The organism is Daejeonella sp. (genome assembly GCF_046590655.1).
In the GTDB taxonomy this organism is placed as follows: Bacteria; Bacteroidota; Bacteroidia; order Sphingobacteriales; family Sphingobacteriaceae; genus Daejeonella.
On sequence record NZ_JBKJUM010000168.1, the window covers coordinates 16,138 to 28,759 of the forward strand.

Consider the following 12,622-nt stretch of genomic DNA (forward strand, 5'->3'; position numbering starts at 1 on the left):
AGAGAATTTTATTAATTAGTTAAGTACAGATTTGATTACATTTTTCAGGTTCGTGGGATTAAACGGCTTCTGCATAATTCCGTTTATTATATAAGGAATACGGGCTTGGATATTCTCCGGCGAATCAGATCCGGACAAAACAATTACGGGGATATTCCTAAAATATCCGCTCGTCTTCAAGGATTTTATAAATTCAACTCCGCTAAAAAAGGGCATTTCCATATCTGAAATAATCAGATCAGGAATTTCTCCATTATTTAACGTGGACAGTGCGTCTATTCCACTTTGCCTTATTATCGGCTCATATTCGTCTTTGAGAATAAATTGAAGTAGCTTTAAAACGCTTACTTCATCATCAACAATAAGAATCTTTTTCTTATGTTTATGGAGATTTATAAATGGGATGTTTTTCATGTTGAACGTGTTAGATATCACCCATTTTGCAAGATATATGCCAAAGCACTCCTGAGCTGACTTTAAGTTAATTGAGTAGCTTGATTAATCTAAGCATGTCAACCTCAGAGGAGGACGACACCAAACATTTTACAGCTAAAAATGTAAGCTATCAGAAATGCCGTTTAAATGGTGTTAACAAGACACTAACCCATCGGAGCACCATACTTTAATTACTAAATTAAGGACTTCTTACTCCATGTTTCGACTTTTTTTTTCAACGTTTTACTTGATAAATTTTCCATTGAATTGCTGTACAGTATATGGTACTTTTGTGTCTAATAACAAACAAGTCGGCTTAAAGCGGGCTATGGGAATCCTCCCCCAACAGCTTGACATTTCCTACCGATTAACTACCATTTCCTTGATTTTTCTTATCCATTTTCTGAATCAAACTTGCAGCATAAATCTATCGTTCAATATTCAGAATATTTAATCTCTATTCCGGGCTAATCATTGGTATCATATTTGGAGTATATAAATTTTATTATAATTTATATCTTGGTCAGATAAATTTTTAATTTTTTAGATAGTCTTTAAATACGTATGAAAATAGCGGTAATTGGTACAGGATATGTTGGTTTGGTAACCGGTACATGTCTTGCTGAAACAGGAAACTCGGTCATCTGTGTAGATATAAATGAGGAAAAAGTTAAGATGATGCAGTCTTTTAAATTACCAATATACGAGCCTGGATTGGAGCTTTTATTTCTTCGTAATATAGAACAAGAGCGATTAACATTTACAACGAATCTTGCTGATGCTATAAGAGATGCAGAAATAATTTTTCTTGCTTTACCTACTCCTCCTGGGGGTGATGGTGCGGCGGATCTAAGTTATGTCTTGGGTGCCGCAAAGGACATTGCTAAACTTTTGAAAGACTATAAAGTTATTGTAACCAAATCAACCGTACCCGTTGGAACTGCTGATAAGGTTATTAAAATCTTTAAGGAACACACTTCCGTGGAATTTGATGTAGTTTCAAATCCTGAATTCCTCAGAGAAGGGGTGGCTGTAGATGATTTTATGAAGCCTGACCGTGTGGTTGTTGGTACCGAAAGCCCACGTGCTCAAAAATTAATGGCCGAATTGTATGGACCCTATGTAAGGCAGGGTAATCCCATTATATTTATGGACCCTCGTTCATCAGAACTGACTAAATACGCAGCTAACTCTTTTCTGGCTACCAAAATTACATTCATGAACGAAGTTGCAAATTTATGTGAACTTGTTGGGGCTGACGTTGACGCTGTAAGACGTGGTATCGGGTCAGACGAGAGAATTGGTAAACGCTTCTTATTTCCTGGTGTAGGGTATGGCGGCAGTTGTTTCCCTAAGGATGTTCAGGCACTTGCCCAGTCAGCAAAGGAAAACAATTACGATTTTAAGATCCTTGAATCCGTAATGGATGTAAATAATACCCAAAAGACCCTGATGGTTGAGAAAATGAGAAAATTTTATAAGGGTGATTTAAAGGATAAAAAAATCGCTATTTGGGGTCTTGCTTTTAAACCAGAAACTGATGATATAAGGGAAGCTCCGGCGTTATACATTATCGATGAACTGTTGAAAGATGGCGCGGAAGTTCGTGTATTTGATCCAGAAGCAATGGACAACATTAAAAGGATTAAAGGCGATAAAATTGTATACGGAGACAATCAGTACGATATATTAGCTGATGTTGATGCATTAATGATAGTAACAGAATGGTCAGTATTCAGAACCCCTGACTTTGCCAGAATGAGTTCGCTCCTGAAACAAAACATCATCTTCGATGGACGAAACTTATATGATCTTCAAAAGATGATTGATCTGGGATATTATTATAATAGTATCGGCAGAAAAGTAATATCTAATTGATCCGTAAAGGTTAAGCCTTTTAAAGTTTTTAAAATTATGAATGAAAGAAAGCGTATACTGATTACCGGCGCGGCAGGTTTTCTGGGGTCACATTTATGCGACCGATTCGTTAGAGAAGATTTCCACGTTATTGGTATGGATAACCTTATAACAGGAGAGCTTCGAAATATTGAGCACCTTTTTCCACTGGAGAATTTTGAGTTTTATAACCATGATGTGTCAAAATTTGTATATGTAGCCGGCCCATTGGACTACATCCTTCATTTTGCATCTCCCGCCAGTCCAATTGATTATTTAAAAATTCCGATCCAGACATTGAAGGTTGGATCTCTGGGAATTCATAACTTGCTTGGCTTAGCCAGGTCTAAAGGATCACGACTATTAATTGCATCAACATCTGAGGTTTATGGCGATCCGACTGTTAATCCCCAGCCTGAAGAATACTGGGGCAACGTAAACCCTGTAGGCCCGCGTGGTGTATATGATGAAGCCAAGCGCTTCCAGGAGGCTATGACAATGGCATATCATACTTTTCATGGCCTTGAAACCCGTATAGTCAGGATATTTAATACTTATGGTCCGCGAATGAGGTTGAATGATGGACGCGTATTGCCTGCTTTTATTGGGCAGGCGCTAAGAGGTGAAGACCTCACAGTTTTTGGTGATGGATCTCAAACCCGTTCTTTTTGTTATGTGGACGATTTAGTAGAAGGAATTTTTCGCTTGTTATTTTCGGATTATGCACAGCCTGTAAATATTGGAAATCCAGACGAGATAACTATCAAGCAATTCGGCGAGGAGATTATTAAACTAACCGGAACTAAACAAAAAATGGTTTACCACGACTTGCCAACTGACGATCCTAAGCAGCGTCGACCTGATATTACTAAAGCCAGGAAAATCCTTAACTGGGAACCTCTCGTTGGAAGGGAAGAGGGACTTAAAATTACCTACGACTATTTCAGATCATTACCCGAAAAGGAAATTAAACATAAAGATTTTACCTACTATAATAATAAATAATGTCCGCCAAAAAAGTTCTCGTTACAGGGGGTACCGGTTTTATAGGTTCCCATACGATTGTTGAATTAATAAATGCCGGATACACTCCGATAATTGTTGATGACCTTTCCAATTCGACACCTCAAATTATTGATCAGATTCAAAAAATCACTGGAGTGAAACCGGCCTTTTTTAAGTTTGATCTTTGTGATGCAAAAAGTACAAACGAGTTCATTTCTCAAAACACAGATATTAAACGGGTAATCCATTTCGCGGCTTATAAAAGCGTTGGCGAGTCGGTCCAGAACCCTCTGAAATATTATCGCAACAATCTATATTCATTGGTAAATCTTTTGGGCGCCCTTTCAGAACAACCTGTAAACTTTGTTTTCTCGTCCAGCTGCACTGTGTATGGTGAGCCCGAACAGTTACCCGTAACAGAGGAAGCCCCAGTGAAGATAGCCGAATCTCCATATGGTAATACCAAGCAAATTTCGGAAGAAATTCTCTTGGATACAACCCGCGCAAATGCGAAGTTAAAGGTTACTTCACTACGTTATTTTAACCCCGTAGGTGCCCATTCTTCGGCGCTGATTGGTGAACTGCCGATTGGAGTACCTCAAAACTTAGTACCATACATTACCCAGGCTGCTATTGGAAAAAGAGGAGATATTGTGGTTCACGGGAATGATTACAATACCCCTGATGGAACTTGTATCCGTGATTATATACATGTAGTTGACCTTGCAAAAGCCCATATTGCAGCTTTGAAAAGTATGGAAAAGGACAGTGCGGAAAATCGGTTCAAAGTATATAACATTGGCACCGGCAAAGGCAGCTCAGTTTTGGAAGTGATTAATGCTTTTGAAGAGGCAACCGGAGTAAAAGCTAATTATAAAATAGGCCCTCGACGTGCGGGCGATGTTGAACAGATCTTCGGTAAAGTCGTCAAGGCCGAAAAAGAACTTTTATGGAAGGCCGAACTAGATCTTCCGATTATGATGAGTTCCGCATGGGCGTGGGAAAATTATATCAAACAAAATCCCATGTAAGGGATATAAAATATGCAAATGAAAAAAATATTGATTACCGGCGGTGCTGGTTTTATTGGCTCCCATGTTGTCAGGCGCTTCGTTAATTTACACCCTGAATATCAAATTATTAACCTGGATAAGCTTACCTACGCCGGTAACCTTTTAAATTTACGGGATATTGAGAATAAGAGTAATTATCGCTTTATTAAAGCAGATATCGTAGACTCTGCTTTAATCAAGGAGCTTTTCATTTCTGAAAATATTCACTCTGTCATCCATCTGGCTGCGGAATCCCATGTCGACCGTTCCATTAGTAATCCCCTTGAATTTGTGATTACAAACGTTGTTGGTACCGTTAATCTTCTTAATGCTGCAAAAAATGCTTGGAAAGGAGATTATGGCAATCATCGTTTTTATCACGTTTCCACTGACGAAGTTTATGGCAGTCTTGGTGACGAAGGGCTTTTCCATGAAGAGACAGCTTACGATCCACATAGCCCATACTCTGCCTCTAAAGCAAGTTCGGATCATTTTGTTAGAGCTTATCATGATACTTATGGAATGGATATCGTGATTTCAAACTGTTCCAACAATTATGGTTCGTATCACTTTCCAGAAAAACTCATCCCTCTTGCTATTAATAATATAAAGAACCTTAGTCCTATACCTGTTTATGGCAAGGGTGATAATATTCGCGACTGGCTTTGGGTTGAAGACCACGCCCGTGCGATTGATGTAATTTTTCATGGCGCAACAACTGGCAGCACATATAATGTTGGGGGCCACAATGAGTGGAAGAATATAGATTTAATTAATCTTTTATGTAAGATCATGGATGATAAGCTTAACCGTGAGCCGGGTACATCAGCCCGATTGATCACATTTGTTACGGACCGTGCAGGTCACGATCAACGATACGCCATTGATTCATCGAAATTGCAAAAAGATCTAAACTGGACACCGAGCCTTCAGTTTGAGGAAGGTCTGGCAAAAACTGTTGACTGGTATCTTGACAACGAAGAATGGCTACAAAATGTTACTTCAGGAAATTATCAGTCATATTATAATGAACAGTATTCCGAAAGATAATTTTTTGTTATTGCGATGACTTTTTGATGATAGCCGGCGACAATTGCCAGAACTATAATTTTAATATAAAGATTACTGCAAATAAAAAACCCATGATATCCTGGCGACTAAATTGGACATTAAACGAATTGTTTTCTATTGACAACTACTCGAAGCATAAACAAACATTAACGTCTTCGTCGGTTTTCTGGCTTGCGCTTGCAGTAAAATTTTTCCCAACCCTATGGAAACGTCCAATTCTATTACGTCTCAAAGAAGGCGGAGCATTTTATGTTAGGGAATTCATGTCTCTTTATATCTATAAAGAAATTTTTGTCGATAAATGTTACGATTATCCCGTTCTGACTGTTGAGGAACCGGCGATTATGGACATAGGTGGTAATACAGGTTTGTTTACCTTAAGAATGAAACAATTATATCCCGATGCTACAATTTACAGTTTTGAGCCATTTGCTTCAAACTACCAACAACTTTCCAAAACTATTGAAGTTAGTAAACTGAATAAAGTTACTGCATTTCCATTTGGTATAGGAGGTACCACTAGAACCGAAAGGCTTTATATTCATAAAAACAATGTCGGTGGGCATAGTATCATGCGATCAGAGACTAACAGCGATGCTTACACTGAAATTGAACTGGTATCCATCTCCGAAATGTTTCAAAGATTAAACCTTACAAAATGCCATTTGCTAAAGATGGATTGCGAGGGGGCTGAGTATGAAATAATAAAAAAATTAGACCACGAATTGGCTTCAAAAATTGAAAAGATCGTTTTCGAACCAACCCCAACAGCATATGAAGTTAACGAGATAACAGAACATCTAAAAAATATTGGATTCTATATGGTTGATCGAGATGGACTTTGTGTAGCAATTAATAGGGGATTAGAAAATCTCCAATCTTCCAGATTAACCATGATGGAAGATTAATTTGACTATTGGTCTCCGGTACCGCCGCTTCAAACCGACGCTTTTAGCGATTTGAAAAAACGCAGTTAAGTGAGTATGAACAAAGCGAGCTAAGTGTCATACATTCTTCCGCTTGATTTAAATTATTATTATTTATACTTGTAATATTGTATTTCCCAAAAGGGATTCAGCTGCCCATGCAAGATAAAAACGAGCAAATAAGTACGCTTATCGAGCTGAATAATGAGCTTGAAAATTATTTCCGCAATACAATAATCCCGCAGTTGTTTGTGGATGCCCATTTAATTCTAAGAAAATTTACTCCTCCTACCATGCGGCAGTTTAAATTGGCATTGACGGATGTGGGTCGGCCGATTGCAGATATTCGCGAAAACTTACGATTCCCTGCCATAGTAGACAATATCCAGCATGTGATCGATACCGGCGAAATACTGGAGAAAGAAATCCAGACAACTGACATGCGCTGGTACCAGATGAATATCATCCCTTATGTTCTTGTTAAAGAGAAAAAAACAAATGGTGTTATCATTACATTCGTAGAGATTACTATGCGCATAAAGGACCTTAAAGAACAGGAAAAATTGATTGCGGAACATGAAATGTTACTTGATACGATCTCGCATGATATTAAATCTCCGTTGACAGCCCTTAATCTTACTATTCAGATGCTCAAAAAAATACCTGAGAAGGGAAGGGAAATGTTTCCTACGCTACTGGCGAATGTTGAGAGCAGCCTGGTTAATATGCAGCAGATCATTAATGATTTGACCAGATCCCGCTGGCAACAACACAGATATCAGGCTTTGGAGGAACTTTTGAATATTGAACATATCATTGAGGATGTAAGAATGACACTGGCACCGCAAATTCAAGAATCAAAGGCAATCATAAAAAGCAATGTAGAAATTTCGGAGATCGTTTTCATCAGACGCAAGCTGCGAAGCCTTTTATACAATTTAGTAAACAACGCGATAAAATATGCATCCGCAGATCGAAGGCCAGAGGTTTTAATCAAAACCGAAGAAGAAAATGGCTTTATGATTATTAGTATCGTTGACAATGGCGTAGGAATACCCCGCGAGCATTTCAAAAGAATATTTGGCAAATATGAACGCCTCGGAGATTCAGCAGAAGGAAATGGAATTGGACTTTATTTGGTAAAAGAAATTGTAAATAGTGTGGAGGGGAAAATTGCGGTGGAAAGCGAAGTCGGGAAAGGATCTATATTTAAGGTGTATCTCAAAATTGAAGATGCCCAAAGTAATATTGCTGCCAGACCGAATTTGGCAGAATGAGTTTAAACTGATAATCATGATGAACAGAGATGAATTTTTAAAAAAGAGCTTTCTTTTGGGGCTGACAGCAACAATTTCGGGCTCAGGTTTAGCATATGCGAAGCCAGGTTCCAAGCCGGAAAGGCCGTTTAATTTAAACTACGCTCCTCATGCCGGAATGTTTGAAAACCATGCCGGCAAGGATATCCTTGACCAGATAAGCTTTATGCATGATCAGGGCTTTCGGAGTCTTGAGGATAATGGGATGATGAAACGCAGCCCTGAAGAACAAACTAAAATCGGGAATTCCTTGAGTAAGCTGGGAATGAACATGGGCGTTTTTGTTGTTGAAAAGGGCGGTAACTCGGCTAATACACTGGCAGCTGGCAAAAAGGAGTTTATAGACATCTTTCTAAAAGGATGTACAGAGGCAGTAAACGTGGCAAAGCGTGTCAATGCTAAATGGGTGACGGTAGTGCCTGGGGATTTTGAAAGAAATCTTCAGATAGGAATACAAACTGGGCATGTAATAGAAGCACTGCGCCGTGGTGCGGACATTCTCGCACCGCACAACATCATAATGGTTCTTGAACCACTAAGTGATAGCCCAAACTTGTTCCTTCGAAATGCAGATCAAACCCATTTGATTTGCAAGGCTGTCAACAGCCCTGCTTGCAAAATTTTGTATGATATCTATCACATGCAACGTAATGAGGGACATCTGATCCAGACTATGGACAAATGCTGGGATGAAATTGCCTATTTACAAATCGGCGATAATCCAGGAAGAAAAGAGCCCACGACAGGTGAGATCAATTACAAAAATGTTTTAAAACATATCTACAATAAAGGGTACCGAGGAGTTCTTGGAATGGAGCATGGCAATTCTATAAAAGGAAAAGAGGGGGAATTGGCTTTGATCAAGGCGTATAGGGAGGTTGATGCTTTTTTGTAAGAGAAACGAAACCAGGAAACCAAGACAGCGGCTTTTGATTCCCTGCCGACCCAGAGGCAATACAGATTGTATGGATATGAAAAATTCTGAAATGAAACTGTCCTCATTAGGAAGTAAAATAGACGAACAGTTGTAATTTAATTTACTTGGGACTTTTTAGGTAATAATAGCTTAAAACATATAGGCCTAACAATCCTAACATAATACTCCCCAGGACATCGGTTAACCAATGTGCACCCAAATAAATCCTTGAAAGTGGAATGGTGAATATGAAGAAAGCACACACTACGATCAAAGCAATCCTTACCGAACGGTTTATTTCTTTGATCTTATTCATTAATATTATAATAAAGCCAAAGAAGATCACATAAAGGAGAACATGGCCGCTGGGAAAACTCTGATATTTGGCAACGTCTATAATTCGGACCAGATCGTCGGTTGGACGGGGTCGGTCAATCAGAATCTTCAGCGCCCGACTGATTACCCCGGAGGTTAAGGTTAATGCAATAAATAAAGACTCTCTTTTCCTTTTCCATAAGAAAAAGACCAGTGATACCGATAAAACCATTAGCGTGGATTGGGGTGCATAACCAGGCCAGCTTACCACATTCATTACTATATCGAGTAATGGATGCTGATGTTTCTGAACTCGTTCCGAAAACTCTTGGTCAAATAATGGAATTGGCGTATAAGAAATCAGAATAGTCAGGATAACAAACCCGAGTAGTAAGCTACCTAAAACATACATTAGGATACGTTTCCTGTTCTGAAACATATTACATAAATCTATTAAAAGCGCTGCCGAAATGCAACGGTAGGCTGAATACGTTCATTTGAAAAACCTGCTGTGGCTCGCACAAAAAGTTTATTAAAAGGTGTTAGAAAAACACCCGCGCTCAAGCTATGATGTATAGTAGATGAGGTTTCATTATTAACCCACACTCGCCCGGCATCATAAGCACCAATTAGTCCCATCTTTCCGGGCATAATTTTTTGAAGGAAATTTGGAACGGTAATACGTGCTTCCAGGTTGTTGTAAAGAACATGGTCTCCTGCAAATCTGTTTTTTCTGAAGCCAAGTAAATTTCCTTCACTTCCTAAAAATGCACTTTGGTAAAAGGCTGGATTTCCGGATGTAAAGCCGCCACCAAACCTGTTAGCCAATACTATAGTCCCGTTTGCATCCAAAGATTGAAAAAAAGAGAACTGACTGAAGGCTTGTGTAAATGATTGGGAGCTGCTATTTAACCCCTCGAAGCCAAGCAGAATGATATTAAAATTTGTGCCTCTCGTTGGGAGGATTTGATCATCGCGTCGATCCCAGGTGAAATCAAGCGATAGTCCTCCGTGCAATTTATCGCCATAAATATCATTATACGATGAGTTGATCGCTGGTGTGCTAAAATACCTCCCTTCATTCCTTCCATTAACAAAATGCTGGATCGAAGGACCTGTTGTTATTGATACTTCATCGGTGAGATTGAACCTCAGAGCTGGTTTGAATTCATAATATGAAAAGTTAACTCTGTAATACTTTCTGAAATCACCCGTTTCATTAAATTCCGTGTCGTTACCTGGGCCGAAGAAATTCATGATATTTCCCTGCATATCTGCAAGGACCTTTATTGACAGATCTGTTTTTTTAAAAACCTCTTTAAAATTTGCTCCATATTCAACCACCATGGATTTTGTGAAAAGGCTACGCAGAGCTTTTATTTTTTGGAAACTACCAGGATGTTCTTTTTCATACGCTTTACTGGAAATTTTATAGGCAATGCCCAGGGATATTCCATCCACAGCGCGAAGGTCGACTGTCGGACTCAGACGCCCTCCAACAATGCGATCGGGAAAGCCGACTTTTGAAGTATCGCTGGGGGGATCCGAGATAGCTGTTCCAGATGGTACTTGGGCAATAGTTGCAGTAGCAAAGTGTAGTGTCAGTGTTGCAAACAGTAGAATTCTTAACATAAATTATTATATAAGTTTTTTGAGAATGCGCATCCCGAAATCCTGGATGGTAGTTTAATAGTTTATATTATGGTAGTGAACAAAAATTTCTCCGAATCTTTAGTTAGCGTTACACAATTTGCTCCATTATTTATAAACATAACAATTATGATGCCTTCAAAATTTTACAGACAAAAGAGCCCTTCCACTTTTTGTGTAAGGGCTCTTTCTGAAAAAACTATTTAAATAAACTTTTTACTTATTTTGGCATTAAAACACCGTCGATAACGTGTGTCACGCCATTACTTGAAACCACATCAGCAATTGTAACTGTAGCGCCACCAACCGATACTTTACCGTCTTTGACGATGACCTTAAGTTTTTGACCCTGCACTGTTGTTATTTCCTGGCCATCTTTTAGATCTGCAGCCATCACAGCTCCCGGAACAACATGATAGGTTAAAACTTTGGTAAGGTCTGCTTTCATTTCCGGCTTCAACAGATTGTCTAAGGTAGCTTTCGGAATTTTAGCAAATGCTGCATTTGTAGGTGCAAATACTGTGAAGGGACCTGTACCGCTCAAAGTTTCTACTAGCCCTGCTGCCTGTACCGCGGCAACTAATGTCGTGTGATCGCTTGAGCCAACCGCATTTTCAACAATATTCTTTGATGGAACCATCATTGCTCCACCAACTTCAACTCCTCCTTCACTCGTCATCGAGGTAGAATCCATCATTGCTGTGGAATCCATCATTGCACTGTCCTGGCTTGCAGACTCAGTTTTAGTAGAATTACATGCTGTAATAGTAACCATAAATGCTACAGCCATTACAAGGCTTAAAAATTGCTTTTTCATACAAATTATTTTTGGGTTTTAAGTTTTATGACGCTACATACGAAGTGGCGGGCTGAACAGTTTTACTATTTGTTATTTATTTTTCAAGTTTGCGTGTCTTTTTTTAGCACCTTTCACGTAAACCCTTTTGCTGCTTAGAATAAATCCTTTGCTATTCATAGCAAATTATTTATTCGGTCAAAGAATTAATTGAATTTGAATTAATGCTTCAACATTTGTTGGCAGTTGGTCTAATTTTTGTTACAAATTGTCCAGTAATTCAAGGATTCAACTTAAAAGGCTTAATTATGGCTATTGATGAACTTAATGCGTTTTTTAGCTCTATGATATTACCTGAAACCCTTATATTATCTGAAGGCGTTAAAATAATCAATGTCCCTGATTTTATACAAGGGCACCTAGAAGCATTAAATTCGATTAGGGAAGAAGAGGTTGCAGCTGTTTTTTACGAACGCCTGATGTTGATCAAAAGCGTTTTGCTCGATCAACTTACTTAGCATAACATCTTGAATATTAGTGTTAGCGGTCAGCACAAATGCCCTGCCTTCGCAAATACCTGAGCCCATTCTTTAGTGAACAGATTTTCTCTTAGTCATCAATCCCAACACTCCTGCAGTAACCAGGGCGCCGAACACGTAATACGCCACCGTCAGAACTTCGCGTTTTTCAGTATCGGCTACATGTTTTTCATTAAGACCCAGAGGTTTTGGTGCTTTAAGGGCCGTGAAGCCAGCCGAAACGCCTGCACCAATTGCACGTAACACCATATATTTTTTAGAGCCCATTCCTATCGCAGCGAAATATGTAGCATTAGTGAGTACATCACCTGCCAGAGTTACCCCGTAAAGTTTATTTCCAGTGGGCGGTTCAATATTAAGTGCTTCCGCCGACTTTCTTACAACCTGTTCACCCACAAGATCCATACGCGGAGCTTCACTGTCGAGTTTTCTCATGGTTTCGTGTAGGATATTCAAAGCTGCCGCTCCGGCAAAGCCTGCGATAAGGGATTTTATAAAATTCATATCTTTCTAGTTTTGACCTTATAACATTGTTGGTGGAGAATTGGTTTTTTTTAATGATAATGTCTGAGGTCTGAGGTCTGAGGTCGGAGGTCTGAGGTCGGAGGTCTGAGCTTGGAGCTTGGAGCTTGGAGCTTGGAGCTTGGAGCTTGGAGCTTGGAGCTTGGAGCTTGGAGCTTGGAGCTTGGAGCTTGGAGCTTGGAG

At 39.2% G+C, this 12,622-nt stretch carries 13 protein-coding genes; 8 read left to right on the forward strand and 5 right to left on the reverse strand.

Annotation, left to right across the window (positions count from 1 at the left end; translation table 11 throughout):
- Positions 1–15: 15 nt before the first annotated feature.
- Positions 16–414 carry a response regulator gene (locus ACLL8Z_RS14975; protein WP_411275603.1) on the reverse strand — a complete coding sequence of 133 codons (399 nt, stop codon included), beginning with the start codon at positions 412–414 and terminating at the stop codon, positions 16–18.
- A gap of 585 nt (positions 415–999) precedes the next feature.
- Here ACLL8Z_RS14975 and ACLL8Z_RS14980 point away from each other — a divergent pair.
- The 7 genes from ACLL8Z_RS14980 (at position 1,000) to ACLL8Z_RS15010 (ending at position 8,596) form a co-directional block, all read left to right on the forward strand.
- The gene (locus tag ACLL8Z_RS14980) at positions 1,000–2,313 is read left to right on the forward strand and encodes a UDP-glucose dehydrogenase family protein (RefSeq protein ID WP_411275604.1); all 1,314 of its coding nucleotides are present in this window, start codon (positions 1,000–1,002) and stop codon (positions 2,311–2,313) included.
- A 36-nt stretch (positions 2,314–2,349) separates the two neighbouring features.
- Positions 2,350–3,336, forward strand: coding sequence for a UDP-glucuronic acid decarboxylase family protein (locus ACLL8Z_RS14985; RefSeq protein ID WP_411275605.1), 987 nt, complete (start codon positions 2,350–2,352; stop codon positions 3,334–3,336).
- Entirely contained in the window at positions 3,336–4,367 is a 1,032-nt protein-coding gene (gene galE / locus ACLL8Z_RS14990) for a UDP-glucose 4-epimerase GalE (protein WP_411275606.1), read from the forward strand. Before ACLL8Z_RS14985 ends, galE begins: the two co-directional genes overlap by 1 nt.
- Positions 4,368–4,385: 18 nt before the next feature.
- The gene (gene rfbB, locus ACLL8Z_RS14995) at positions 4,386–5,438 is read left to right on the forward strand and encodes a dTDP-glucose 4,6-dehydratase (RefSeq protein ID WP_411275607.1); all 1,053 of its coding nucleotides are present in this window, start codon (positions 4,386–4,388) and stop codon (positions 5,436–5,438) included.
- Between the two features lie 92 nt (positions 5,439–5,530).
- Positions 5,531–6,367: an FkbM family methyltransferase gene (locus ACLL8Z_RS15000; RefSeq protein ID WP_411275608.1), complete on the forward strand. Its 837-nt coding sequence runs from the start codon at positions 5,531–5,533 to the stop codon at positions 6,365–6,367.
- A 176-nt stretch (positions 6,368–6,543) separates the two neighbouring features.
- A complete protein-coding gene (locus ACLL8Z_RS15005) occupies positions 6,544–7,662 on the forward strand; it encodes an ATP-binding protein (RefSeq protein WP_411275609.1) in 1,119 nt (372 codons plus the stop codon).
- A 16-nt stretch (positions 7,663–7,678) separates the two neighbouring features.
- Complete coding sequence (locus ACLL8Z_RS15010) at positions 7,679–8,596, forward strand: hydroxypyruvate isomerase family protein (RefSeq protein ID WP_411275610.1); 918 nt, start codon at positions 7,679–7,681, stop codon at positions 8,594–8,596.
- Positions 8,597–8,738: 142 nt separating this feature from the next.
- Here ACLL8Z_RS15010 and ACLL8Z_RS15015 read toward each other — a convergent pair whose 3' ends face one another.
- From ACLL8Z_RS15015 to ACLL8Z_RS15025, 3 genes are all read right to left on the reverse strand, one after another.
- Positions 8,739–9,371, reverse strand: coding sequence for a phosphatase PAP2 family protein (locus ACLL8Z_RS15015; RefSeq protein WP_411275611.1), 633 nt, complete (start codon positions 9,369–9,371; stop codon positions 8,739–8,741).
- A 14-nt stretch (positions 9,372–9,385) separates the two neighbouring features.
- Positions 9,386–10,564 carry a BamA/TamA family outer membrane protein gene (locus ACLL8Z_RS15020; RefSeq protein ID WP_411275612.1) on the reverse strand — a complete coding sequence of 393 codons (1,179 nt, stop codon included), beginning with the start codon at positions 10,562–10,564 and terminating at the stop codon, positions 9,386–9,388.
- 238 nt (positions 10,565–10,802) lie between these two features.
- Positions 10,803–11,399, reverse strand: a complete 597-nt coding sequence (locus tag ACLL8Z_RS15025; protein ID WP_411275613.1) for a fasciclin domain-containing protein — start codon at positions 11,397–11,399, stop codon at positions 10,803–10,805.
- A 203-nt stretch (positions 11,400–11,602) separates the two neighbouring features.
- Here ACLL8Z_RS15025 and ACLL8Z_RS15030 point away from each other — a divergent pair, with 203 nt between their 5' ends.
- Entirely contained in the window at positions 11,603–11,896 is a 294-nt protein-coding gene (locus ACLL8Z_RS15030; RefSeq protein WP_411275614.1) for a DUF6965 family protein, read from the forward strand.
- Positions 11,897–11,968: 72 nt separating this feature from the next.
- Here the strand turns inward: ACLL8Z_RS15030 and ACLL8Z_RS15035 are convergent, their stop codons facing one another.
- Entirely contained in the window at positions 11,969–12,421 is a 453-nt protein-coding gene (locus ACLL8Z_RS15035) for a hypothetical protein (protein WP_411275615.1), read from the reverse strand.
- Between the last annotated feature and the right edge of the window lie 201 nt (positions 12,422–12,622).